Annotated in this window: 22 protein-coding genes; 11 read left to right on the forward strand and 11 right to left on the reverse strand. The window is 54.9% G+C overall.

The annotated features are described in order from the left end of the window. Positions 1-126: 126 nt before the first annotated feature. The 3 genes from VB780_RS29235 to dacB all read right to left on the reverse strand — a co-directional run bounded on the left by VB780_RS29235 (position 127) and on the right by dacB (position 5,705). Positions 127-1,854: a GMC family oxidoreductase gene (locus VB780_RS29235; protein ID WP_323354719.1), complete on the reverse strand. Its 1,728-nt coding sequence runs from the start codon at positions 1,852-1,854 to the stop codon at positions 127-129. Between the two features lie 557 nt (positions 1,855-2,411). Next, positions 2,412-4,007 carry a peptide ligase PGM1-related protein gene (locus VB780_RS29240; protein WP_323354720.1) on the reverse strand — a complete coding sequence of 532 codons (1,596 nt, stop codon included), beginning with the start codon at positions 4,005-4,007 and terminating at the stop codon, positions 2,412-2,414. A gap of 219 nt (positions 4,008-4,226) precedes the next feature. Continuing rightward, complete coding sequence (gene dacB, locus VB780_RS29245; RefSeq protein ID WP_323354721.1) at positions 4,227-5,705, reverse strand: D-alanyl-D-alanine carboxypeptidase/D-alanyl-D-alanine-endopeptidase; 1,479 nt, start codon at positions 5,703-5,705, stop codon at positions 4,227-4,229. An 809-nt stretch (positions 5,706-6,514) separates the two neighbouring features. Between dacB and VB780_RS29250 the strand changes: the two genes are divergently transcribed. From VB780_RS29250 to VB780_RS29270, 6 genes are all read left to right on the forward strand, one after another. Further along, positions 6,515-6,796: a hypothetical protein gene (locus tag VB780_RS29250; protein ID WP_323354722.1), complete on the forward strand. Its 282-nt coding sequence runs from the start codon at positions 6,515-6,517 to the stop codon at positions 6,794-6,796. Between the two features lie 107 nt (positions 6,797-6,903). Continuing rightward, the gene (locus VB780_RS29255) at positions 6,904-7,125 is read left to right on the forward strand and encodes a hypothetical protein (RefSeq protein WP_323354723.1); all 222 of its coding nucleotides are present in this window, start codon (positions 6,904-6,906) and stop codon (positions 7,123-7,125) included. Then, positions 7,115-7,462 carry a type II toxin-antitoxin system PemK/MazF family toxin gene (locus VB780_RS29260; protein ID WP_323354724.1) on the forward strand — a complete coding sequence of 116 codons (348 nt, stop codon included), beginning with the start codon at positions 7,115-7,117 and terminating at the stop codon, positions 7,460-7,462. Before VB780_RS29255 ends, VB780_RS29260 begins: the two co-directional genes overlap by 11 nt. A 66-nt stretch (positions 7,463-7,528) precedes the next feature. Next, positions 7,529-7,723 carry a DUF5615 family PIN-like protein gene (locus VB780_RS31550; protein WP_416349278.1) on the forward strand — a complete coding sequence of 65 codons (195 nt, stop codon included), beginning with the start codon at positions 7,529-7,531 and terminating at the stop codon, positions 7,721-7,723. Between the two features lie 26 nt (positions 7,724-7,749). After that, complete coding sequence (locus VB780_RS29265; RefSeq protein WP_323354725.1) at positions 7,750-8,337, forward strand: Uma2 family endonuclease; 588 nt, start codon at positions 7,750-7,752, stop codon at positions 8,335-8,337. Positions 8,338-8,401: 64 nt separating this feature from the next. Further along, entirely contained in the window at positions 8,402-9,934 is a 1,533-nt protein-coding gene (locus VB780_RS29270) for a pentapeptide repeat-containing protein (protein ID WP_323354726.1), read from the forward strand. Positions 9,935-10,294: 360 nt separating this feature from the next. Here VB780_RS29270 and VB780_RS29275 read toward each other — a convergent pair whose 3' ends face one another. Beyond that, entirely contained in the window at positions 10,295-10,456 is a 162-nt protein-coding gene (locus tag VB780_RS29275) for a DUF2283 domain-containing protein (RefSeq protein ID WP_323354727.1), read from the reverse strand. A 232-nt stretch (positions 10,457-10,688) separates the two neighbouring features. Between VB780_RS29275 and VB780_RS29280 the strand changes: the two genes are divergently transcribed. Beyond that, positions 10,689-11,168 carry a hypothetical protein gene (locus tag VB780_RS29280; protein WP_323354728.1) on the forward strand — a complete coding sequence of 160 codons (480 nt, stop codon included), beginning with the start codon at positions 10,689-10,691 and terminating at the stop codon, positions 11,166-11,168. Between the two features lie 107 nt (positions 11,169-11,275). Here the strand turns inward: VB780_RS29280 and VB780_RS29285 are convergent, their stop codons facing one another. Then, positions 11,276-13,486: a transglycosylase SLT domain-containing protein gene (locus VB780_RS29285; RefSeq protein WP_323354729.1), complete on the reverse strand. Its 2,211-nt coding sequence runs from the start codon at positions 13,484-13,486 to the stop codon at positions 11,276-11,278. A gap of 203 nt (positions 13,487-13,689) precedes the next feature. Between VB780_RS29285 and VB780_RS29290 the strand changes: the two genes are divergently transcribed. From VB780_RS29290 to VB780_RS29305, 4 genes are all read left to right on the forward strand, one after another. Continuing rightward, complete coding sequence (locus VB780_RS29290; RefSeq protein ID WP_323354730.1) at positions 13,690-15,183, forward strand: leucyl aminopeptidase; 1,494 nt, start codon at positions 13,690-13,692, stop codon at positions 15,181-15,183. Positions 15,184-16,024: 841 nt separating this feature from the next. After that, on the forward strand, positions 16,025-16,813 hold the full coding sequence (locus VB780_RS29295; protein ID WP_323354731.1) for a hypothetical protein: 789 nt from the start codon (positions 16,025-16,027) through the stop codon (positions 16,811-16,813). 333 nt (positions 16,814-17,146) lie between these two features. Continuing rightward, positions 17,147-17,449: an RNA-binding protein gene (locus tag VB780_RS29300; RefSeq protein ID WP_323354732.1), complete on the forward strand. Its 303-nt coding sequence runs from the start codon at positions 17,147-17,149 to the stop codon at positions 17,447-17,449. Positions 17,450-17,575: 126 nt separating this feature from the next. Next, positions 17,576-19,066 (forward strand): GTP-binding protein, encoded by a 1,491-nt coding sequence (locus VB780_RS29305; RefSeq protein WP_323354733.1) that lies wholly within the window; start codon positions 17,576-17,578, stop codon positions 19,064-19,066. Positions 19,067-19,331: 265 nt separating this feature from the next. On the opposite strand, the gene VB780_RS29310 is transcribed toward VB780_RS29305, so the two are convergent. From VB780_RS29310 to VB780_RS29335, 6 genes are all read right to left on the reverse strand, one after another. Then, on the reverse strand, positions 19,332-19,622 hold the full coding sequence (locus VB780_RS29310; protein ID WP_323354734.1) for a hypothetical protein: 291 nt from the start codon (positions 19,620-19,622) through the stop codon (positions 19,332-19,334). A 141-nt stretch (positions 19,623-19,763) separates the two neighbouring features. Then, entirely contained in the window at positions 19,764-20,171 is a 408-nt protein-coding gene (locus tag VB780_RS29315; RefSeq protein WP_323354735.1) for a biopolymer transporter ExbD, read from the reverse strand. A 41-nt stretch (positions 20,172-20,212) separates the two neighbouring features. Beyond that, positions 20,213-20,671: an EVE domain-containing protein gene (locus tag VB780_RS29320; RefSeq protein WP_323354736.1), complete on the reverse strand. Its 459-nt coding sequence runs from the start codon at positions 20,669-20,671 to the stop codon at positions 20,213-20,215. Further along, positions 20,646-21,146: a tRNA (adenosine(37)-N6)-threonylcarbamoyltransferase complex ATPase subunit type 1 TsaE gene (tsaE, locus tag VB780_RS29325; protein ID WP_323354737.1), complete on the reverse strand. Its 501-nt coding sequence runs from the start codon at positions 21,144-21,146 to the stop codon at positions 20,646-20,648. The genes VB780_RS29320 and tsaE overlap by 26 nt, the downstream gene beginning before the upstream one ends. 25 nt (positions 21,147-21,171) lie before the next feature. Continuing rightward, positions 21,172-22,077 (reverse strand): hypothetical protein, encoded by a 906-nt coding sequence (locus VB780_RS29330; RefSeq protein WP_323354738.1) that lies wholly within the window; start codon positions 22,075-22,077, stop codon positions 21,172-21,174. Between the two features lie 364 nt (positions 22,078-22,441). After that, a complete protein-coding gene (locus VB780_RS29335) occupies positions 22,442-23,833 on the reverse strand; it encodes an amidohydrolase family protein (RefSeq protein ID WP_323354739.1) in 1,392 nt (463 codons plus the stop codon). Between the last annotated feature and the right edge of the window lie 79 nt (positions 23,834-23,912).

Below are 23,912 nucleotides of genomic sequence, written 5' to 3' on the forward strand. Positions count from 1 at the left end.
ATTTGTGGGCTTCCCGGCTTTTTCAGACATCACGAGATGACCTTGAGTACGTTAAAGTCCCTCGCCCTATCTTCGACACCTGGACCGAGCTACTTTGCCATGCCGCCTGATTGGATAAAGTCGAGCTCAGGGGGAGTCAGATCCTTGACTATTTTGAACAACAACGGCTTCTTTTTTGGGAAGCGTTTTTTTCAGGTGGTCTGCCAGCCGCAATGTCAGCGCCAGTATGGTCAGCGTGGGGTTTGCGTATCCCCCCGTGGGAAAGACAGAGCTACTGGCAATGTAGAGATTGGGAACTGAATGCACCTGACAGTTTTCGTTGACAATCCCTTGATTTGGGTCGGAGCTCATGCGAGTTGTACCCAAGTGGTGGGCCATCCCCGCCGGCCCCGGAATGCTGAGTTCTCCATCTTCAAAGTTGCTGACATAGCGCCCTAGGCCTGTGGTTTCTGCTGCCGCCGCGAATAAATCTTGGGTTCGCTGAGCATCGTCGATGTTGAAGCGCCCCCACCGCCAGTTGAGTTCTACCCTCGGCATCCCCAATGGGTCTCGATCGCGGCTGAGCTGAACCCGATTAGCTGGATCGGGAGCCTGTTCCCCAACGAATAAAACTTCGTAGGTCTTGAAGCGATCGTAGATTTGAGGACTCTCGGACCATCCGCCTCGGCCAAAACCATGCATGAGAGATTGATCATATTTTCGAGCGTCGGAGACGACGCGGGCTACATAGTCTAGCCCCCCGGCTACCTTGAGAAGTTTTTGGGCGATCGCAGGCCAATGCTGAGGAGTAGGATGGTTTAGATAGCCATTCTCGATTAGATCTTTGAGCGCCAGCACAGCCTGGGTTTGGCGTTCACTAGGCCGAGGAAATAAAACCAAAGCATTGTTTAACAGCTGTTGCTCAACCATCGCCTTTTTAGTGAAAGCGATGTGCCCCATGACGGGGCTACCCTTGACCTGCCGCAGGTCGTAGAAAGCTGTTTGGGCAAAGGCACCCTTTTCGCCGGGCGTCAGTCGCCCGATATCCAGCAAAGGGTGATCCATAAAGAAACGGCCAACCAAGTCGTTTTCATTGCCCACACCGCCAAGTTGATGCCGATTTGATGCCAGCATTAGCCTGGCGGTTTCGATGCCCCCCGTGGCCAGAACAAAGGTTTTAGCCTCTATCCAATAGCTCTTGCCCGTCAGGTTGCTGACCCGCACCCTCTGCACAGCTTTATTTTCCTGGGGGGCATCTAGCTCAACAGCGGTTGCGTAGAGGTAAATATCGACATTGGGTGCAGCGCGCAATTCTTCGAGATAGTTTTGGTGAAATACGGTTCGCGTGCCAAACTGAAAAACCTTTGAGGTAAAGGCAGTATTGGCAAAGTCAAAGGGTTTTGCCTGAGGGTCTGCCCAAGGGTCTACCCCGTAGGAAAACGGCCCAGAATGAGCTACCTGCTGGGCCTTTTCATAGTATGGAATCAGCTCTTCACGACGAATGGGCCACCCACTGTGGGGCACCCAATCTCTTTTCTCAAAATCAATGTCGTCTAGGGGTACGTAGCGAACCCCAATCTTCCACTGCCTGTCTTCCTTGCGCCCCAGTTTGATAGACCAAATATTGGAATTACCGCCAAATTGCCGATTGCGAATATCTTTAAGGGGCAAAAATTCTTCCCCGATGCTATATCCATGGCTGAGATCTTGAATCTCCGCATCCTGGCTGATGCCACCGCTTTCTAGAAGGCAGACATGGTTGGTCGTACCAATAAACTCTCTGGCCAGGGTTACCCCCGCGGGGCCAGAACCAATAATGCAAATATCAGATTCGACAACCTGATTTTCAGATATTTCTCGAGAATCAACGATCATAAATAGGGTTTGGTGGCAAAGCCTGTAGGGTTTAGGTCAAGACGGCCTCCGCCATGGGTCTTTAGCTACCAAAATCTGCAAACTTTAATGCTGCGCTGCCAGCTTCTGCCGACTAAGAATTTCGCTTATTTCTCCTAAAGTGGAAACAAGTGAAATTCCGCACCCTCGGTGAGGAAAGCAGAAGCTAGCGAGGCTGTAGACCAAGGTCTTTTAGCCCACGCAAATAGGGTTTGCACAATGATTGCAGCTAGACTTGCAGACAGCCATCAGCGGAGAGAGATAGGCTGATCTGCAAGATATTTAATTGATTGCTCTGCACTGTCCTTGACACCGGGAGCAATATGCAAAAGCAAGATTTAATATGATGAGAATAATAGCAATAACACCGACCTTCTCAGCATGTGTTGCTGTAGCTTTATCTTCTCTTCATCTAAGTGCTGTTTCTTAGTTTAGTGGCAAGCCGCGAAGAACAGAACTTTATATTCCCTTCGAATTTCTTCAAGATTATTTGAAGGATAGGGAGCTTTTGCAAAAAAGTTCTACGCAAAAATGACCCGCTAGCCCAGGGTTGATTCATCCAGAGCATCCACCACCTGATCGTAGATTTCGCGGGCGTGGTTTGGGCTGGTGCCAATGCAGGTGAGGCCCACTTTGCCGTACTCCGACAGGCAGCCCATCAGGTGAAAGGCCGCCCCCACCCCACTGATGGAGTTGAAGTGTAGCTGTTTGGTAACGATGATATCGATCAGGTCGCTGGGCAGCAGGCCCCGGTAGTGGGGCTTTTGCAGGTTGTCAGAGGCGCGGTAGTAGCGCACCTGCTCTTGCTTGGTGTAAAACAGCCCGTCAGTCTGGTGAAACTGCCCTTCGGTGAGCATTTTCATGGCCATCAGGGGATGGGTGGTGCCGCCTTTGCGCAGGTTAATTTCAATGGCCTGAAGATCCCACTCGGGGGCTTTAGGGTCACCCTTAGCCACGGCAATAAAGTCTACGCCGTAGCGCTCTAGAGCACCCTGGCGGGCTAGCTCTTCGCCAATGCGCTGGCCCATTTCCTGAATCTCTAGTCGGTAGTCGGGCCGGGCCGGGAAGGAGCAGCCGAGGAAGATTTGGCCATCGGGGCCGCCCAGTTCTTGGTCGTGGGTGGAGAGAATTTCGACTTCGCCCAGGGGGGTAATGCGGCCCTGCACGCTGGGGGATTCTTTGTGGTTACCTTCGACAAAGGCTTCGGCGATCGCCCCCAAGACCGGTATTTTGGCCGAAAAGTGCTCCCAGGTTTCGATATCGCTCTGAAAGCTCAGGGTGTGGAAGGCGGCGGTTAGGGCCTGAACGCGATCCCCATGGCCCGCATTTCCGGGAGCCACGTCCGACAGTTTCCGCAGATCTAGAATCGCATTGCCTTCCCCCGAAAAGCCCTCGTTGAGCTTGATCACCAGGCGCTGGAGGCTGGGGTCTTGCTCCCACACCTCAGCGGTCACCGTAGCGAGGGAATCTTCGTCGAACACTAGCTCGCTGCCGATGGGGTGAGGAATGTTGCAGCGCCTAAAAATTTCGCGGCTGCCGCTCTTGGTGCCCCAGTGCAGCAGGTCGGGGTCGAGGGCCAGCAGGGGCAGGCCTAGCGCCAGGGAGAGATCGCGCTCCCAGCGGGTGGAGTTGTAGCAGGTCATGTAGGCGCGGTCGGGGTTCACCGCTTTGCGAATGCGGTTGAGCAGCCGAGGGCGTTCGAGTAGCTTTTGGCTGAGGGGCTTGCGCGAGCTGTCGTAGGCCGACAGCAGGGTGAGGCGATCGCGCGCGTGGGAGCTGGGGATACCCGGCAGCAGCTCTAGGTAGTAGTCAACGATGCTGGGGTGCAGCGGCTGGGAGGTGACGTAGACCAGGTGCGTATTGGGGTTGCGCAGCCGAATCAGCGAAAACAGCAGCCGTTCTTCGTAGTGGTTGACTCCCTCAATTTTTTGCAGCTCTTCTTGGTCGAGACTGAGGGAGGGCACGACGACGATGTACCGCTCCTCGGTGTCAAACACGTCGGTGGAAGACCAGCGATCGCGCAGAGCCTGCTGCAATTCTTGAAAGCTGGGCTCTGCCTGAGCGGGTTTCTCTAGGCCGGTCGTTGCCGATCGCACAGGTTCCGTAGCCATAGCCGCCTGTTTCGCCGTCACCATTCTGACTACCCCTCGCGATCGCTCAATCGATTCTGGAATGACATGAGTATAGACGAAAGCCCTGATCAGCCTGGCCCAGGCCGGTCAACGAGCGCTGTTTCTATCCCTCCATAAGTATTTTCACACCATTCTCAAACCCTGCTATCCCCACTAGGGCATAGGCTTTAGGGCTTTGGGTGCTGTTCTGTTAAAGTTGCTCAACCGACTCGGTGACCCGCGCTAGCAGTCATTGCTGAGCTGCGCTACCCGCAGCAAAAGTTCATCAATTTTTTGCCGCAGAACGCTGGCGTGCTGGTTCGAGTGGTTGATTACGATGCTAAACACCAGCGGCTCGTAGTTGGGCGGCTGCACGTAGCCCGACAGCGCCACATTGCCGGTCAGCGCCCCCGACTTGCCCTGCAATCGCCCCTCTAGCGCCGTGCCCCGCAGCCGATTGCTGAGGGTACCGCTCTGGCCTGCGATCGCCAGCGATGCCCGAAAGGCTCGCCCCTGGGGATGGGTGGTCATTACCTGAAGGGTGTCTACCAGGGCGATCGGCGACACCAGGTTGTGCCGCGATAGGCCAGAGCCATCCGCCAGCCGCAGGGCCGATGCCTCCACCCCCAGCTCAGCGAGGGAATTTTTGACGGCCTCACCCCCGGCCTGGCTAGCTTCCGTGACATTGCCCCCCGCCGTCACGCCCAGGGTTTTGAACAGCACCTCGGCGTAGAGGTTATCGCTATCGCGATTGGCCACCAGCATCAGCTCCCCCACCGAGGGCGACTCCAGCACCGCCAGTTCTTGGCCCGCCGGGGGGGAGGGGTTTTGGGCGATCGCGGTTTGCCCCACCGCGATGGATTGTCGCTGCAGGGCCTGCTCCATCGCCGCCGCAAACTGTTGGGCGGGGTCGAGCACTGCCAACGTTAGGGTCTGAGCACTGCTGCCTTGGGCCAGCTGCCCCGTCAGCCGTACCGTGGGCGAATCTCCCCTGCGCCAAAGGGCTAAGGGATTGGCGGGGGCTCCAGCCGCCACAGTTGTGGAATCATTCGCCAGCGGGTAAGGGCCAGCGGGGAGTGGCTGGGGCCACAGGATGCTCAGGGGATTGCCTACCTGGGTAGGGGCTATCTGGAGGGCGATCGCATTGCGGTTGAGAATTAGGCTATTGACCGGGGCGGCGTAGGCGTACTGCGCGTCTTCCCACTCCCAGGTGGGGTTGGTGGCAAACCCTGGGAAATACGAGTCATCGAGAATGAGGCGGCTGACCTGGCTCACCCCAGCCTGGGTGAGCTGCTGGGCGAGGGCGTCGAGCTGGGCCGCAGTCAGGGTTGGATCACCCCGCCCCACCACCCGCAGCACCGTGCTTTCTCCTGGGCCAGGGATGCCATAGATCGACGTGCGCAGGCGGTAGTCAGCTCCGAGGGAATGGGCCGCCGCCGCCGTAGTGAGCAGTTTGATATTCGACGCAGGGGTAAAGAGGCGATCGCCGTTGCGGTTATATAACGTGCGAGGATTTTGCCCCTGGGTTTGCAACACCAGGCCGGTATAGGCCGTATCCAGCGGAGCCTGGTCGAGGGCGGCGTTGAGCTGGGTCGTCAGCTGGGCCGGGCACAGGGCAGCAAAGGCTTGAGAGCTGGGCAAAATTGAGCCCAATACACCAAAGCCCAAGACAATGCTCACGCGCCGCACCTGACGAAGCACCGGCATAACACCCTCAATCATCTGCAACCATCCTCAATACCAACGCTGTCTGGGTTCTATGGAATTGACCATGCTTAGTAGACCACAAGTTCCCTCAAAGACTACTCAGCTAGGCTCCGGGACTACTCGTCTAGGTTCAGAGACTACTCGTCTAGGCTCGGGGACTACTCGTCTAGGCTCGGGGACTACTCGTCTAGGCTCGGGGACTACTCGTCTAGGCTCGGGGACTACTCGTCTAGGTTCAGAGACCACTTGGCTAAGCTTAGAGACTGCTCGACTAGGTTCAGAGACTACTTGGCTAAGCTTGGGAACTACTCCACTAAGCTCAGCAACTACTCAACTGGGTTCAGAGGCTACTCAACCGGGTTGGGAGATCCCCCGGTTTTTTGGGGTCTTAGTGCTATTCGTCACTCTCTTAAAAAGGGGGAAGTTTTTTGTTGCTGAGCTAGAGATTTAGGCGGGGTTGTTGTCTTCACCCCCCTTTTCAAGGGGGGATCAAGGGGGGATCTCTGCGAGTATTGCTGCCCGAGGGCACTTTGCCGCCCTTGATAAGGATGCTCAAGTTGTAACAAAGTTGACTTGTTTGTGCGGTCTGAATAGGATATCTTACTGAGCTATAGCTGTGTGAGTGCAGCTTGTCTTCCCAAAAATTTGGTCGAGCGCTACTGGAAGGTGTTGGCGCACCAACCAGCAGCTAACCCCGTCGACAGGAGTAGCTGTCTCGGAGGCTAAGGTGATTATTACCCAAGGCCGTCCTGAACTGCACAAAGTCTGGGGCGGCCAAGTTTTTGGGGAATTTCCTACCCATCCGTTTTTTGGAGGAATTCCTCATGTTGTGTTTGCCATTTTTGGCGTCGTCGGCCCGTAGGGGTGCGGCGACCAGTCCGCTGCTGCTAGCGAATCCTGATGCCCAGCCAGGGCGCGAGCGATTGCGCCATTTGGTGATTGGTTCGCCGGAGGGGGTGCAGGGGGCGATTAACCACCTGCACCTGCTGCAATACGCCGAGCGGCTAGAGTGGAGCCGCCAGTTCACGATACCGGAGTCGGGGATTTTGATTACCCCGGAGCAGGGGGAGGTGTTTAGCTTGCTGCTGCGCGATATTGACCGATAACTTGATGAGGCTGAGCTTCAGGAAGAGACCAGACAATGCTAGGCATCTTCGATGAAGCTCAGTCTCTGATGCCACAATAGATTTAGGCTTTTGAGGAGATTGGCAGAATGACGCTACAAGAGCTCATGCAAGAGGCTCAGCGCTTGAGTTGGCAAGAGCAGTTTCATTTAGCCACTCGCCTGCTCCAGTGGGCTGAGGCTAAGATGCCTGGGCATGGGCGACAAGACTATCAAGATGAGTCGTTGGTGATGGCTGCGGCGCAGGTCTCCGAAGCGTCTTTTGCTGAGGTCTGGGACAACCCAGAAGATGCTGCCTACGATGACCTATGAGTTTGGCGAAGTGGTGTTGGTTCCCTTTCCCTTTACCAACCAAAACGCTCAAAAGAAGCGACCTTCGGTCGTCATTAGCTCAGGTGAATATAATGCGGCGCGACCAGACCTGATTTTGATTGCAGTGACGAGTCAGGTGAAAACGCCTTTGCTGTTTGGGGAAATTATGATTTCTGATTGGCAAACAGCCGGGCTGTTAAAACTGTCGGTTATCAAGCCTGTGATCACTACGGTTCAAAAAGACTTGGTGATCAAGAAACTCGGAAAGCTCATGCCTACAGATCTTCAGTTGCTCGAAGAGTTGCTGGGAAGCTTATTTAAACCTGTGGCAACCTGATTTCAGAGCTCAGAAGCAACCATGAATTGTGTCATTTGTAGATAAGGACAAACTCGATCGGGGCTGGTGACAGTCACCTCGACGTTGGTAGAGCAGGGCTTAGTGTCTACCCCTGATGAAAATTTGATCGAGGTCTGTCGTAGAGAGAGATGTTGCTTAGTATCTCTGGATCTGGATTTCAGTAATCCGCCCAGGATCGAGATGCGATCGCCATCTCCTACTGGTGGGATTAGGTGCGCCAAAACCCTTGTGCCACAATAGGAGCAAGCAAACCCCCACGTATCTTTATGACTGCTGCCACAGACCTGCGATCGCTGAGCGTGCAAGACTATCACCGCATGATAGAAGCGGGAATTTTGGCGGCAGACGAACGGGTGGAACTCATCGAAGGACAGCTCTATACAATGGCAGCCAAGGGAACGGCCCACAGTGCAGCGGTCACACGCATTGATCGAGTGCTGTCGCGGCTGTTGGCAGGGCGGGCGCTGCTGCGGTTTCAAGACCCGGTGCAGCTTAGCGACCTTTCTGAGCCAGAACCCGATGTGGCAGTTGTTCACATCGACCCGCTGGATTATGAAGACCATCACCCCACACCGGGGGAAATCTTTTGGCTGATTGAGGTGGCCGATAGCACCCTGCGGCGAGACCGTGGCCTAAAGGTGCCGGTGTATGGGCGATCGCACATTGCCGAATACTGGATTTTAGATGTGCAGGAGCGCTGTCTGTATGTATTTCGGCAACCAGAAGCAGAGGGGTATGGGATGGAGCAAAAGCTCTATGAGGGAGAGAACATTGCACCCCTGGCGTTTCCCGATTGTGAGATTGCGGTGGGGGAGTTTTTGCGATCGGGTGAGTTAAAGAAAAGAGGGAAATGAGAAAAAACATAGAAACGATCTCAACATACTTTTAGTTATTTATTAAAGAGATAATTAAAATATTGTGAGCAGAAAAGAACATATCGAAATATTAAAACAAGGAGTGAAAGCTTGGAATCAATGGCGGAAAGAGAACCCTAAAATAACTCCAAATCTTCGTGAAGCCGCTTTATGCAAATCAACTCTTATCGGAATTGATCTGAGCGGCGCGAACTTACACAAAGCTGACTTAAGCTCAGCTAATCTCAGCGTAGCCAATCTCGTTGAAGCAGATTTAAGAAAGGTTAATCTTGAGAACACAGACCTTAGTGAAGCAGATTTTAGCGAAGCAAATTTGAGGTTTTCAAGACTAATTAGTGCCAATCTTTCCAATGCTTATTTTATTCTGGCAGACCTTAGTTTTGCCAATCTCAGTCATGCAGATCTGAGCCATAGTACGCTAGGAGAAACTAATCTTCACTCAGCCAATCTTAGAAATGCTAGCTTATTCAATGCTGACTTAAGTGCCTGTGATTTAAGTAAAGCAGTGCTCATAAATGCTGATCTTAGCCAGGCAGATTTGACTAATAGCGATTTAAAAGGAGCTGATCTTTCTGGTGCTGATCTTAGCTTTTCTCAAGTATTAAGCGCTGATTTTTCAGATGCAAATCTTACTGGAGCCTGCATTGCAGACTGGCATCAGGGAAATTCCACGAAATTCCAACGAGTACATTGTGAATATATCTTCAGGACTCGTATGGGAAAATGTTTCTCTGGGCGGCTCCCTGTAAGTCCCAATAACATCTTTGGCATAGGGGAGTTTGAACTATGGGCGAACGTTAGAGCTAGCGCTTTAGAAACAATAGATCTTACTTTTACAGAGGGGTTGAAGTGGCAAGATTTCTTCAGCTCACTTCAAGAAGTTAGATCGCAAAATCCTGATACAGGAATTTTCCTTCAAGGTGTTGAAGAAAAAGATGGACAGTATGTAGTTCGCCTAAGAATTGAAACTGATAAAACTGGTGATAATCGCACTGTACTGGAAGCAAAAATTGAAACTACTACAAAAGAGCTAGTAGAGACAAGGCGACAATTACACGAAGCTCATGGTGAGATAAAAGCATTAGACCGTGTATTAGATCGCAGGGATCGTTCCTTAGAAGAGGCGCTTCTCATGGCAACCAACCAAGGCCCAAAGTATGATCTCAAAGGTGCCCAGTTTGCTGGGGGCTTTGCTGAGACAGTTCAGGGTAATCAAACTGGTGGCATCATCAATAACTATGGTCAAAATACTGAAGATATTATTCGTTTGCTGACATCTCTCCGTGAACAGGTTCAAGCCTTCCCGACTGAGCATAGAGAAGAAGCCCTTGACCTGCTCGATGACGTTGAAATTGATTTAAAGAAGCCAAAGCCCAACATTAATCGCATGGGGCGAAAGCTTAAGCGCTTTGCTGAAATTGCGACCACAATTGGCATCCTTACTGCTGGCGCGGTTACCTTTTCAGGAAACCTAAATGAAGTCGTAGGCAATGTAATTGAACTGACTGAGACATTAGGGATTCCAATCGACCAAGTGCAGCCCAGTCAAATTTCACCAGAAGATACAACACAGTGAATCAAGATGTTCATCCCATGGTTTAAACCACGCCACAAGGCTTAGAAACGCTTTGGGCTAGGGAGCAATAGCACCAGAGAGCAAGCAAGACGAGTTACTCTTAGCCTAATGGCTGAATCGTCCCAGCGTGAGAAACCGTAGGGTGGGCATCGCCCACTACCACCCCTGCCGACGATTTAGTTGATGGTGGGCAGTGCCCACCCTACCAGGAGTTATTGTCAAATTAGATACTAGCTATCTTCAGTTCAGGGCATTGGCCAGCACGAACTTTGAACAATGCAGTGGGTGAAACCTATGCTGCTAAAAGCGGAACGCCCAGAGCTTGCAAATCGATCGTCTCTACATTGCGAGAATAGTTGTCTAGCGTAATCGCCACCACCTTGCCATCGTAATCGCCACCACCTTGCCATCGTTGTCGTAGTCAATAGTTAAATCATCCGTAATGGCATCTGTCGCCGCGATCGGCTTTGTCGTCAGCTCAATGGCGAGGGTATCCGTATCAGAAAAATATTGAATTTTCATTAGGGTTCTTCGCCTCGCTGTTGGTGTCTATTAAAAATTGCGGTCAAAGAAAGCATTGTGGTGGTGGGTCTACTCTCAGCTTAATGGCTGAATTGCTCCAGCATCAGAGCATTTCCCGCTCTCTCCCACCGATCGCAGGGCAAATTTCACCTATGAGCGAGCAAACCATTCCAGCGTTTTGCTCGCTCAGGCAACCATTACCCGCATCTAAAAAATAAGGAGACATCAGGGTATGCCCTACGAAAACATCAGCGCCGCCGTATCAGACCAGGCCATGGGCGAGATCAAAGAGGCGATCGCCGCCATTCACACCAACCTGCCCTTTCTCATCAACCTCACCCCCGCCGAACGCCGCAAGCGCTTCAAAATGGGCGACAAAAGCCTCGCCTTCGTTCGCAACAGCGTCACCGTCACCCAAAACAATCCCAGCATTGTCCCAAGCAACTTTGACATTGCCGAGTTTAACCGCGACTACCAGCTCACCGTCGCCCTCAGCGAAGTACTGGGCCTGCTAGAGCAGCTCACCGAAACCGACGACGACACCCTACTCGCCGTCGGCAGCGAATCGATGAACAGCAGCCTGCTCGTCTACGACTACGCCAAAACCGCCGCCCGCCACTCCCCCGGCCTCAAGAGCGTCGCCGACCAGCTGGGCGAACGCTTCAAAGCCCTGGGCCGTCGCCGCGCCAAAGCCAGCGATATGGCCGCTTAGACCCACCACTAACAAAACCAATGAAGGGGATGGCTAATTCCAATTGGCCATCCCCTTCAGCTTTCGCCATAGCTGGATGCAGCTGAGTCACCCAGCTATTTCCTGCTCTATCCTCCAAAGCCCCGATCGCGCTTTTGCAGGGTTTCGACCTGCTCGGCGATCGCCGGGTCGTACAGCCGCAGGTAGTTCCAGTAGCCGCCAAACACCGATTGCACATAGCCCTTGGTTTCAGGGTAGGGAATTTTTTCGGCAAAATCGTCGGCATCCACAAAGCCGCCCTTTTTAATCCACCCCGCCACAGCGCCCGGCCCGGCATTGTAGCTAGCCACCGCAAACAGAGAGTGATTGTCGTACTCCGAATGGGTGTAGTCGAGGTACCAGGTGCCCAGCTTGACGTTGTCCTCAGGGTTGTTGAGGTCGTAGGTCTCTAGGCCAGCGCGGCCCTTGATCCAATCGGCGGTGGCGGGCATCACCTGCATTAGGCCAGCCGCCCCTACCCCAGAACGAATCTTGGCCTCAAAGCGTGACTCTTGCCGCATCAGCGCCGTTACGAGCAGCGGGTTGAGCTGTCGCTGAGCTGACCAGGTGGTGATCAAATCTTTGTAGGGCAGCGGATACACCCCGTGCCAAAAGTCGGGGCGCTGCTTGAGATCGTGAACCACCTCAAGATCCGCTGGATCATCGGCCAGGCTGAGGCTCGACACCTGATAAATGCCGTTGATGTTGTCGTTGGTGCCGAGGCGCATCAGCCCGTCAACAAACTGCTCTTCGGGGGTGGGGTCTTGGTAGTTGGTGTACTCCATTTGCCACTGCTCCCAGGCCCGCTGGTCTTGCCCCAGCAGGTACAGCTCTTGGAGGGTGGCGGAGCCGGTGGGTAGCGGGGTGCGCTGGGCAGGCGGGGCGACCGCTGGGGTCTGCGATCGCAGCGATTGAAAGTCCCCTACATTCCAGCCCAGGGCCACCGCCGCCCGCCAGGCGTAGTAAGACTCGGGGTGGCGGGCAATCACGCTTTCTAAAGCCTTTTGGGCGACATCGGCCTGGCCTAGCTGTCGGCCCCACTTGCCCACCCAGTACCCGGCATCGGCGGCCAGATCGCTGTCGGGGCTGTACTTGAGCACGTCGCTGCCCCAGCTCAGAGCCATATTCAGGTCGCCCTGGTCAGCGGCATAGAGGGCGTTTTTCAGGCGAATATCCGCCGCCGCATCGGAGTCTTTGTACTCTTTTAGAATCAGCTCGCGGGTGCCCTGGGCCGATTCAGTACTGTTCAATTTGTCGAGAGTTTCAGCCCGCGCCAGCAGCGCCTCACCCGCTCGGTCAGGGAAGCGATTGACTACCTGGTCGAGCACCCCCAGGGCGGCTTCATCGGGTACGCTCTGGGCCAGGCGCAGCAGCCCGGTGGCGGTTTCAGGCGCGTCGGGAAACTGCCGATCGAGCTGGCTGTAGAGGGCGATCGCGCGATCGCGCTTGCCACTTACCTGGGATCCTCGCGCCGCCCGGTACAGGTTGCGGGGCGACGGCGGAGCCTGGGCGTAGGCCACCGCCGCATCCCCATAGCTGTCAATGCGCCAAAAGCCAAAGCCTACGGTCTGCCAATCTTCGGGGCTGAGCTGGCTGGCAAACTCTGTCTTGAGCCGCAGCAGAGCTGCCCCAGCACTGGGGTGGTGCAGCCCGGCCCGCGCCATAATCATCAGCAGCGGCAGGGTGTCGGCCCGGTTGGGGTCGGCGGTCAGCCGCTGGTGGGCCACCTCCACCGCCTTGGGGTGATTGGGGAACTGCTGCACCAGCCGATCCCAGTAGGCCGGGTCTTGCTGGCCCAGCTCAAAGAGCAGCGGGGCGATCGCCCCATTCTGCTCATACTCTTTCAGCAGCCGCTGCTGGGTTTGCAGCGCCGCCTCGGGCTGCCCCGCCGCCCGCTGGGCCTGGGCCAACGCCAGAGCCACATAGGGGGCCATGGCCGGATACTCCGTCTCCAGCCCCTCCAGTAGAGGAATGGCGCTGCCGCCCTGATTCTGGTTGATCAAATCTAGCGCCAGCAGATACCGAGCCCGGCTCTGGCTGAGGGTGTCTTTGCCATCGGTTGCCACCTGTAGCGCCTCTTGACGCTGCGCGGCGGGCTGTAGCGCCACCGCCAGCACCGGGTCGTCGGCATCCAAACCATAGGGCCGTCCCAAGCCTGGCAGCAGCGATTCTTCTAAAATTACTGAGGTGTCACCCGTGGACGACACCGTATTCACCAGGGCAGCCGCCATGCCCAACGACAGGGCGCTGAGCCCCGCGATCGCCATCAGGGGCAGTCTCGCCTTTAACCATTTCACCATGGCACACCCATGCCTTCTAGATAGGAGGTAAGCCGAAAAATCAGCCCGTGGCGCAACAGGAAAGCCGAGGTCGTTACCGTCCTGGCTGACCCATGCCGTTCTATCTTACCTAGCCAATTCAGAATTGATTGACTTCTCCCGCCTTCCCCGCCGAGGGCTGCCCAAGGTTTATAGTAAACAGAGCCTATTAGCCCCAAGGTCGAATGGAATTTCACGCCTCTAACACCCCCCTTCTAGACTGGTCTGGCGACGCCCTGATCATTGGCCTCAGCGAAGACGCCCTGCCCCTCACCGGCATCCTGGCGGAGCTCAACAGCCGCGTCTCTGGGCTACTGCAAGACCTGATTGACGATGTTGAATTTACCGGTAAAGACGGGTCTACCGCCATTACCCGGGTGGGCAGTGGGGCCAGCTTTCGCAAGCTGGGGCTAGTGGGAGTAGGGGCTAGCAGCGCCATGACGCCCGAGACCCTGCGCCGCGCCGCCGCCGCCGCCGCCCGCCTGGCTAAAAAAGAAAAATCGGCCTCCCTGGGGCTGAGCATGCCCCAGGTGCACAGCGATCCGGCACTCACCGCCCAGGTTCTCGCCGAAGGGGCCAGCCTGGCCCTCCACCAAGACAACCGCTTCAAGTCAGAGGATAAAACCGGCAAGAAGAACGGCAGCGCCACGGTTGAGCACATTTATCTACTTGGCCTAGCCGGGCAAGAGAGCCAGCTCCAAACCGCTCAGGCCATCTGCGACGGCGTTATTCTCGCCCGCGAGCTGGTATCGGCCCCGGCCAACGTGGTCACCCCAGAAGCCCTGGCCCAAGCCGCCCAAGACATTGCCACCGCCCACGGCCTAGAGCTAGAGATTCTAGAGCAAGCCCAGTGCGAAGCCCTGGGCATGGGAGCCTATCTGGGGGTGGCCAAGGCCTCCGAGCTACCGCCTAAATTCATTCACCTCACCTACAGACCGACGGGTACCCCCAGCCGCAAGGTGGCGATCGTGGGCAAGGGTCTCACCTTCGACTCCGGCGGTCTCAACATCAAGGGTGCGGGCAGCGGCATCGAGATGATGAAAATTGACATGGGTGGAGCGGCGGCGATGCTCGGGGCCGCCAAGGCGATCGCCCAGCTCAAGCCCAGCGCCGAAGTTCACTTCATCAGCGCCGCCGCCGAAAACATGATCAGCGGCCGTGCCATGCGCCCCGGCGACATTCTCACCGCCTCCAACGGTAAAACCATCGAGGTCAACAACACCGATGCCGAGGGCCGCCTCACCCTGGCCGATGCCCTGGTGTTTGCCGAAAAATTGGGCGTCGATGCGATCGTAGATCTGGCCACCCTCACCGGAGCCTGCATTATCGCTCTCGGGGACGACATCGCCGGACTGTTCAGCGAGAACGAGGAGCTAGCGGGGGCGATCGCCGCCGCCGCCGCCACCGCTGGCGAAAAGTTCTGGCGCTTGCCCATGGAAGAAAAATACTTCGACGGGCTTAAATCTATTGTGGCTGACATGAAAAATACCGGCCCCCGCCCCGGCGGATCGATCACTGCGGCCCTCTTCCTCAAGCAGTTTGTCACCGCCACCCCCTGGGTACACCTCGACGTCGCCGGCCCGGTGTGGACTGAGAAAGAAAGCGGCTACAACAACCCTGGCGGTACCGGGTTTGGCGTACGAACCCTGGTGCACTGGGTACTCAGCCAAGGGGCATAGCTCCAGGCAACCTGTCTCTGAAAAAAACAAAACTGCGAGCCGCCGTAGTCCCGCCTGAAGAGAATGCGAGGCTACAGTGGCCGTGCGTTGATTGATATTTTGACGACGAGCAGGGGCCAGCGGGAACAACCTATCTTCAAACCCGTCTCATAGGCTTAGCACACACGCGATCGCCTCTACAGAGCCAGTGACACCAACCTGAAATCGCTAACATCACTGACATTCCAAGCAGTTTTTGTACTGCATATCACTTAGCCAGTCATGTTCTTTGTGCTAAAACACCGTAGAGCAAGCCTACTTTGGTATCGGCCTGCTAGGCTCTGAGTTTGCTGCTGTCTTTGGGCAATCTACCAGTTCAATCAGCCTTTGCTTGTCTATCTCTGGACGTGGCTGTTCTTCGTCCGTGGTCGTTCCGTTAGCAACCTGTTAGTTTCTGGTCGTGGCTATTCTGAACGATTCAAGTTTTTGGACTTCTAGACCAGTCCTAGTCTTTTTGCTTTTTTAAGCATTAGTCAGCTTATTTAGACATTAGGTATTTACAATCGCTCCTGCCCTCGCTTAGCACCATTGCTCAAGCCAGATTTACTGCGGAAAAATTGCTGACTAGCAGGCGATAGAAACCGCTATTGCGGAACTAAAAGTCTCATCCTAAAGGTAGTTATTGTCCTCCTACTCTGGCTGTAGCGTTAGTTTGGATATGCCTTTTGCCTGCCTCAAAAATGCATTCATGGTTTGGGAATGAGCACACCACCTTAGCCTGTCATTGTTTTTGATGAAAGTCAGATGTATGCCGTAGAAGCATCATCACTGTTTATTTGTGTTGTCTCATTGGAATGATTCCATGAAGTTCACCGACTATTTTGACCGGATTGCGATCGTCTATTTGCCGGAGCGCAAACGGCGGTTCAGAAGCATTCAGCGCCAAGTTAAGCGCTTAGGCATAGAAAATAAAGTGCAATGGTTCCAGGGCTTAAAGTTCAAGGATGCCGGGCAGTTCCCTAAGGCCAGTGTTAGGGGCTGCGTTATGAGCAACTACGAATTGCTGCGCAAAGCTGCTGACGACAATGTCGAGCGCCTCCTGCTATTTCAGGAAGACTGTGTACTGAGCCAGAGACTCATTCGTCAGGAGTCTATGATTTTAGACGAGCTAGCCAACCGCAGCTGGGACTTTGCCTACCTTGGTTGTCAGCCCTACGCCAACGATCGGGCCAATGGCAAAAAGATATCTCTCAGCCCTACGGGCGATCGCTTTTTCTCCCAAGTTAGAGTACGGCAAAACGTTCGTGAGACCCATTTTTGGGCTTGCCAAGGTTCTGCCATTCCCAAACTGGTCGAATTTATGGAGGCATCTTTCGATCGCCCCATGGATCACCCCGATTACGGCCCCATGTACTTTGACGGGTACATGAACGAAATTCGCTATCGCAACCCAAACTTAGTTACCTTAGCCGCTACGCCAAACTTAGGGTGGCCCTTAAGCAGCGTCAGCAACCTCAACCCCGGTAAGTTAGACCGCGTTCCTGGATTGTCTTCAGCGTTACAGGTTGTTCGAGGAACCAAAAACTTCTGCTTAGAGACCACAGACTTTGTCCGCCACGAATTAACGCCCAGCGATCAACAGGCTGGCTAACGGCTGGCCAGGCGTCAGCTTCTCTCGCACTGCTCAGTTTCCATAGAAACGACTTTTGAGCTAGCGTCTATCCCCCAAAGCCGTGGAATGGCAATGCCTCGCTAGATCTGCTGTCTGGCCAGGCATTGCCATCCGCCCTAAAACAGTCATGAATTGCTCTGAGGTAGAGCTGAAAAAAGCTGCCTAGGTGTGAGGTGGGCTACTGCTATCGACTTGCCAATCGGCTATCATGGCATCAAATATTGTGTCTGAGGGCTTTAGGGATAAAGCGTCTGGCTTCCTGGCCCGTGGGTACAACACACAACCCCTTGGCATTTTGGTTCGGAGAGACTCGTGACTATCTACATTGGGAACTTGTCCTTTCAGGCTTCTGAGGACGATATCAAAAGTGTTTTCGCCGAATATGGTGAGGTCACTCGGATTAGCCTCCCCATAGATCGAGAAACCGGTCGAAAACGAGGTTTTGCCTTTGTCGACATGGCTGACGAAGCTAAAGAAGACCAGGCGATCTCTGAGCTAGATGGCGCCGAGTGGCTAGGTCGCGAACTGCGGGTCAATAAGGCTCGCCCTCGCACTGAAAATGGCGGCGACGATCGCCCTAACCGCAGCAATCGGTTTTCCCATAATCCTCTCTAACCTTCCTCGCTCCTACGTCAGGCTGGGGAGCAAGCCAGATAGCTTTATTCAAAGTTATTTGTCTTGACCCCTAGCTCTGGTTTTACGCTATTCTTCATCCACTGCCGTTGGTTAAGTAGGATAGCTATGGCACGGTGGCGATGGGTGGTTCTCCCGCTGGGGCTACTGGTTAGCTTAGGGGCATTATTGCTGCTAGCCGATGCGCTGCTGCGCCTTTATACCGTTCTAGCCCTGCTGTCTCCCCTACTGGCCCGAGCAACGCTGGGCGCAATTGTAGTCCTTGGCCTAGCATCGGTCGGGCTGGGGATCTACCGACTCTGGCCATTTCTACGTCCTCGCCGCCGTCGCCGCCACTTGCCGGTCCCCCGTCATTCTGGAGAAGCAGCAACGGTCAATTTACTCGCTGTGCAAAGCCAGGTTGAACAGATTCAAGACCAGGTGGCCCGCCAAGCGCTACAGCAAAAAGCGCTAGATCTTCAGTCAGACCGCAACACCCGTGCCCTAACCATCGCCGTATTTGGGGTGGGGTCGGCGGGCAAAACAGCGCTTGTCAACGGGCTTTTAGGGCAACCCGTAGGTGAGATCGGTGCGGCCATGGGCACCACCCAAGTTCAGCACACCTACCCATGGACGATTGCCAACAGCCCTAGAGAGCTACAGATTATTGATACTCCTGGTATTGCTGAGGTCGGCATTGCTGGCACAGAGAGAGAAGCTGCGGCTCGCAAAACCGCCGCCGCCGCCGATTTGATTGTATTTGTTGTTGATGACGATCTGCGGCAGGCAGAATATGTCGTCTTGAAAACGCTGTTGGGCCTAGGCAAACGATTGCTCCTGGTGCTCAACAAGGCCGATCGCTACGTTGAATCTGATTTAGAGGCACTGCTAGACCGGCTGCGATCGCGCGTCGTGCCGCCCCTTAGCTCCGATGATGTCGTTGCGGTAGCCGCTTTGCCCCAGCCTTTACCCCAGATGGGGGGCGGCTGGCTGCAAATGCAGCCCAACCTCCTCCCCCTCCAGACCCGCCTCGCCGACCTGCTCCGTCAAGAGGGCGAAACCCTCATTGCCGACAACCTGTTGCTACAAAGTCAGCAGATCGGAGAAGCCGCCCGCCAGCTCATCGATGGGCAACGCCAGACCCAGGCCGACGCGATTATCGATCGCTACCAGTGGCTGGGGGCCGGGGCGATCGCCGTCACCCCCCTCCCCGGCCTCGATTTTTTAGCCACCGCCGCCATCAACGCCCAAATGGTCGTCGAACTCAGCCAGATATACGGCTGCGAGGTCAGCCTAGAAGAAGGCAAAGCCCTGGCTCTGTCAGTTGCCAAAACACTCGCCGGGCTAGGGCTCGTCAAGGGTACTTTAGACCTTCTGGCCCTGGGTCTACAAACCAACCTGGCCACTGTAGTGGCTGGGCGTGCCCTCAAAGGTGCTAGTGGTGCTTATCTGACTCGCATTGCGGGCAAAAGCTTTGTAGAGTACTTTCGCCAAAACCAAAGCTGGGGAGACGGCGGCATGGGTGCTGTTGTCGAGCAGCAGTTTCGCCTTAATCAGCGTGATGCCGTCATGAAAGCCTTCATTAAAGAAGCAGTTGCCCGGGTAGTTCCCATAGCCTAAGGGCAATTTTGAAGAAAACCAACGATCAGTCTCCAACTGGCTAATCCCTGAAGTACGGCTATAGCCAGTTTGGTCAAGACATTTCTCCCCTAGGCGTTGGAATGTTTTACCGTCGGAACGGTTTTTGGATGTTCCAGCTTAAGTGACTATGGCTATAGCTTCACCCTTCTGGGCATACTACAGGATAGCCATATCTATTCACCTTCGTCAGCTCTAGTCCCGGTAACCACCGGTAGGGCTGACTTTTTTACAGGGCTGTATGCTTCTACATCAACCCTGATTGTTCAAAGTCGGTGCAATCGATAGCAGATTCTGATAGAGCAATTTTGGGATGGATGGGGCACTTAAGCCGATGATCATTGGTAAAGTAGCGACAATCCGCACAGGGGATTTTATGCATCGCTGTCGCCCTATCCATCCCGTCCCGCACCGCCGTCACTAAATTCCAGGCGGCAAAGCCCATCAGTCCCCAGGCTACAATAAAGCAGACCGGCACCAGCACAGACTGCACCACTAATACCAGCCCCGCTGGCAGTGCCATGAGTTGTAGCGCCATACTTAATAACCTAAAGTTCTGTTCGTACAGCTTCGTCTATTCCTTTAGTTATAGCGACAGATCTAGCGCCCGGCAGCCCCGCAAATTATTTATCTAGACGTTTGGCAATAGACCACTACATTGACCTCGCACTCAGAACAGCTAAGGTTGGCCCCCTGCAGTTGCGATCGCCAACTGCACCCCCGGCAGCGTCCGTAATTGATCCATCACCGCAACCACTCGCCCATGGTTCACCGCCTGGTCAGCCCGAATCACCACCATGCCACCATCAGCCAGAGTGCCCAAGGTTTGAATGGCCTCTAAAAGCTGCTCATCGGCCACCGCTCTATTGCCCACAAAGACCTCACCCTCGGCATTTAGTGTCACTATTACCTGTCTTTGATCCTGGGTTTCAGCCGTCTCTGCCCCCGGCAACGTCACGGGCAATCCCTCGTTGCGGGTCAAAAACAGACTAGAAAGGATAAAAAACGCCAGTACTGCAAACACCACATCAATCATCGGCACGATGTTGATCTGTACTGGTGCCTCCGGATCTTCAGGGAGATGCATAGTTTAAAAAAACCTGAATAAAAGGCAGTATTTTTGAAGAACTAAACGGTACGGGCCATATACAAAAGCTTCTCAGCGATCGCGTCGGCGACCGGCATCACAGACAGCCGATTCCCCCGTCGTACCACCCATAAATCATCGGGAGCAAACGTCTCTCGAAGTTGATCTAGGCTCATACCCGTCTCAAACGTTTCTAGGTAGCCCACGGTAACGGTATACCAGCGTGGTTCTTCTTTAGAGGACTTCGGGTCGTAATACTTACTGGCTGAATCAAACTGGGTAGGATCGACAACGTTGGTTTCTACAACTTCCATCAATCCCACAATCCCCGGTGGCTTTGTATTTGAGTGGTAGAAAAAAGCCTTGTCACCCACCGCCATGCTGGTGAGAAAATTGCGCGCCTGGTAATTGCGTACTCCATCCCAGATATCGGTGCGATCGCGCTCCAGATCGCCAATGCTATACACATCCGGTTCAGACTTCATCAGCCAGTAGGCCATCGCCAATTACCTTTTCCAAAAACGCAATCTGATTTTCTCCAGCAGCTACTAGCGTAGCCCGCCGCCCACCGCTAGAATCGTTCTCCAACCGCAGCCGAATCGCCGACTTGGGATAGTCGAGCATCCGCTCCGACCATTCAATGGCGAGCAGACCAGGCGCTATCTCCCTACCATCCCAGTAGCTCTCCAGCTCTAACGAGTCCACCTGAGCCGGGTCTAATCGGTATAAGTCCCCATGATAGAGGGGAATACGCCCCTCCAAATACTCATTGATCAGGGTAAACGTTGGGCTGCCAATCGGTTCAGCGATGCCTAAGCCCGCCCCGATTCCCTGCACCAGCGTTGTCTTGCCGCTACCTAAATCTCCCGACAGCAGCAGTACCGTGCCCGCTGGGCACAGCTGCCCTAGGCGATCGCCCAACCTGTGAGTCGCCCGAGCATTCGGCAGGTCAATCACAAATACCCCGTTTCCCATAGCCTCCACGACAGCGATATTAAATCTACAGACCGACATCCACCCCTAGCCATATTCCCGGCTGGGCCTGGTTTACAGCAAACCGGCTGATACCTTGGCCAGCGCTGTACCTCGACTCCTTAATCTGATAGGCCAACTGCAGAGCGGCTAGCTGCGAAACCTGATAGCGGGCACCCGCCAGCAGGCTCCAAGCAAAATTTTCATCAGCGCCAATGCCTAACCCTGAAATACTGCCCCGTAGGCCCACTGCCCAGCGATCGGACAGTTCTAAGCCCAGTTGGCCACCTAGCAGCGGTTTCACCAGTGTGGCTGACTGGTTTAGCGGCACATTGTTCAGCGGTAGCCCACCTACATTAAAGCTAAAGTCAAGATCGCCGCTGAGTCGAGCAACACGCAAACCCAAATAGGGATCTACTAACAGCCGGGGATAGGTTGGCTGATTGACTTCAGTTCGCCCTAGGTACCGATCTACCACCCGGTAGTAGCCGCCTACATCAACGGTGGTCGTCCGTCCTGTTGCCTGCACAGCGACGTCCACGGGGATGCCCGGTGGCACCGCAACCCCCGTCCGCTGAGTTGCCAAACCGGCCAGCGTAGGGGGTAGCGGAAAACCCGTTATCCCCCTCCCTTCGCGCACATAGACGTGAGACAAATCAGCAAAAAATCCGTACTGGGGTTGGCGAGCTTCAACTCGCAGCGCCCCAGCAAAAACTCTGTCTAAACTAAACAAATCTCCTAAGCCCACCGAGACCGACTCTGTTACGCCACCAACGCTGATGTCGGTGCGCACGTTAAACGGCACAAAGATATAGGGCTCAATCACAAACTCCCACCCTTCACCATCGTTAGCCTGTCTAACCTGGGTCAGGGTTCGCTGAGGCTGACTGGTGGGGATCTCAACCTCAGAAAGAGTAGTCAGTCCACTTTTCACAGGTATTAGATGCTGGGCCGTAGCCTCTGGGGAACCTCCTGGGCTGGGGGGCGCAGCGAATGACAGAGCGAGGGGCGGGGGTAGGGCAGACTCGCTTTCGGCGGGCAGGGTTTCAGCGAAGATTTCGACTAGGTTTACCGAAGCTGCTGAATCTTCAGCCTGTTCCGCAACAGTTGCAGTTTCAGATACCTCAATCTCTATAGTTTCAGTTAGTAGAAGAGAGGGTAAGTTAGCCTGGGCAGGGGTGGCAAAACATGCGATCGCTAGTGCACCACTGCTAAGCAAAGTCCTTTGCAGCAACCGGCAGCTTAAAAGCATTTTTCCTACTCAATAAAATCAACATGTACCCATTAACCTTTAGCTATCAACCGAGGCGATTCTTATAAATTACCCCGTCTTTCATAATCACCAAGAAATTGGCTTCCGGATCTTCAATTAGCCGTATACTCTCCAGCGGATTGCCGTTCACCAGCAGCAAATCCGCCAGGGCACCTTCTTCCACTACGCCTAGTTTGCCGGGGTAGGGGTTGCGTGGCCCCGACAGCGCCAGCAGTCTGGCATTGGTGCTGGTGGCCATGCGCAGTACCTCAGCCGGGGCGTACCACCGCACCAGCTTGGCCAGCTTGGCTCCACGTCGCGTGGCCCCCTCAGGGTTGAAGAGGGTGTCGGTGCCCCAGGCGGTTTTCAGGTTGTACTTTTTAGCTAGGTTGTAGGCGTTGTCGGTGCCTGCCGCCACGATCAGCTGGTTGGCCCGGTTCTCAGAACCCTCAGGATAGGGGTTGGCGTCTTCATCGTCGAGGAACGGTTGCAGACTCAGCCAGACATCGTTCTCGGCAATCAGCCGAGCGGTCTCCTCGTCGAGCAACTGGCCGTGCTCAATGCTCTTCACCCCCGCCCGAATCGCCTTTTGAATGGATCGGGGAGTGTAGGCGTGAACCGCGACGTAGGTGTTCCAGTCCTCGGCGGCTTCTACGGCTGCCCTCAGCTCCGCGTCGGTGTACTGGCTCACATCCAGCGGGTCGTGGTCAGAGGCGACCCCTCCCCCGGCGGCCAGCTTAATCTGGCTGGCCCCCCGCATCAGTTGCTCCCGGGTGCGGCGCAGCACCTCTGGCACTCCGTCGGCGATCGCCCCTACCCCAAACTGTTCCGCCAGACTCAGCTCTGAGGTCGGCGTGCGGGGTAACTCACTTAGCTCGCGAAAGTCGCCGTGGCCACTGGTCTGGGAGATCATCGCCCCCGACGGCCAAATGCGCGGCCCTACTACATCTCCTCGATCAATAGCCCGTTTCAGGTCAAACACCGGCCCTGCCAGATCCCGCGCACTGGTAAACCCCCGCATCAGCATGGCAGTGGCATTTTCCTGAGCCTTCTGAAACAGTAGCTCCGGTGCAGTGGTCGCTGCGATCAGATCCTCCTGGGTACTGGTCTCCATAAATAGATGGGTGTGAGCATCAATCAGCCCCGGCATCAGCACCCGCGCCTCACCGCTGATTCGAGCGACCCCAATGTCCGCTGGAATCGGCAGCGGTTGAGTATCAATCGCCTGAATTCTGTTGCCAATGACTAGGACATTCGACGGGGCCGTCAGGTTGTCCGAGACGCCATCGAAAATGCGCACATTTTCAAAGAGGACAGCCGCCGCTTGAGAATTTTGGCCGTTGCCGGGGCTTTGAGCAAAGCTCACCTGGGTCGTTAGACCAAATAGTCCTAGCAGCAAGGCCCCCACGGCCAGCAAATAGCGCGATCGCCTCTGCATAAATTTTCACCGCAATCAGTACATGTGCCCCAAAAATTTTAGTTAGGGGATATTGCAACGACAAAGAATATCAGCGCCC

This window comes from Leptolyngbya sp. CCNP1308 (genome assembly GCF_034932455.1).
In the GTDB taxonomy this organism is placed as follows: domain Bacteria; phylum Cyanobacteriota; class Cyanobacteriia; order Phormidesmidales; family Phormidesmidaceae; genus Nodosilinea.

Coding starts and splice junctions, on each gene's coding strand:
- VB780_RS29305 (WP_323354733.1), top strand. CDS start 17,576: ATGGCACGGTGGCGATGGGTGGTTCTCCCGCTGGGGCTACTGGTTAGC.
- tsaE (WP_323354737.1), bottom strand. CDS start 21,146: ATGGGAAACGGGGTATTTGTGATTGACCTGCCGAATGCTCGGGCGACT.
- VB780_RS29320 (WP_323354736.1), bottom strand. CDS start 20,671: ATGGCCTACTGGCTGATGAAGTCTGAACCGGATGTGTATAGCATTGGC.
- VB780_RS29335 (WP_323354739.1), bottom strand. CDS start 23,833: ATGCAGAGGCGATCGCGCTATTTGCTGGCCGTGGGGGCCTTGCTGCTA.
- VB780_RS29260 (WP_323354724.1), top strand. CDS start 7,115: ATGACCTATGAGTTTGGCGAAGTGGTGTTGGTTCCCTTTCCCTTTACC.
- VB780_RS29235 (WP_323354719.1), bottom strand. CDS start 1,854: ATGATCGTTGATTCTCGAGAAATATCTGAAAATCAGGTTGTCGAATCT.
- VB780_RS29310 (WP_323354734.1), bottom strand. CDS start 19,622: ATGGCGCTACAACTCATGGCACTGCCAGCGGGGCTGGTATTAGTGGTG.
- VB780_RS29285 (WP_323354729.1), bottom strand. CDS start 13,486: ATGGTGAAATGGTTAAAGGCGAGACTGCCCCTGATGGCGATCGCGGGG.
- dacB (WP_323354721.1), bottom strand. CDS start 5,705: ATGATTGAGGGTGTTATGCCGGTGCTTCGTCAGGTGCGGCGCGTGAGC.
- VB780_RS29275 (WP_323354727.1), bottom strand. CDS start 10,456: ATGAAAATTCAATATTTTTCTGATACGGATACCCTCGCCATTGAGCTG.
- VB780_RS29240 (WP_323354720.1), bottom strand. CDS start 4,007: ATGGTGACGGCGAAACAGGCGGCTATGGCTACGGAACCTGTGCGATCG.
- VB780_RS29315 (WP_323354735.1), bottom strand. CDS start 20,171: ATGCATCTCCCTGAAGATCCGGAGGCACCAGTACAGATCAACATCGTG.
- VB780_RS29290 (WP_323354730.1), top strand. CDS start 13,690: ATGGAATTTCACGCCTCTAACACCCCCCTTCTAGACTGGTCTGGCGAC.
- VB780_RS29255 (WP_323354723.1), top strand. CDS start 6,904: ATGACGCTACAAGAGCTCATGCAAGAGGCTCAGCGCTTGAGTTGGCAA.
- VB780_RS29280 (WP_323354728.1), top strand. CDS start 10,689: ATGCCCTACGAAAACATCAGCGCCGCCGTATCAGACCAGGCCATGGGC.
- VB780_RS29265 (WP_323354725.1), top strand. CDS start 7,750: ATGACTGCTGCCACAGACCTGCGATCGCTGAGCGTGCAAGACTATCAC.
- VB780_RS29250 (WP_323354722.1), top strand. CDS start 6,515: ATGTTGTGTTTGCCATTTTTGGCGTCGTCGGCCCGTAGGGGTGCGGCG.
- VB780_RS29295 (WP_323354731.1), top strand. CDS start 16,025: ATGAAGTTCACCGACTATTTTGACCGGATTGCGATCGTCTATTTGCCG.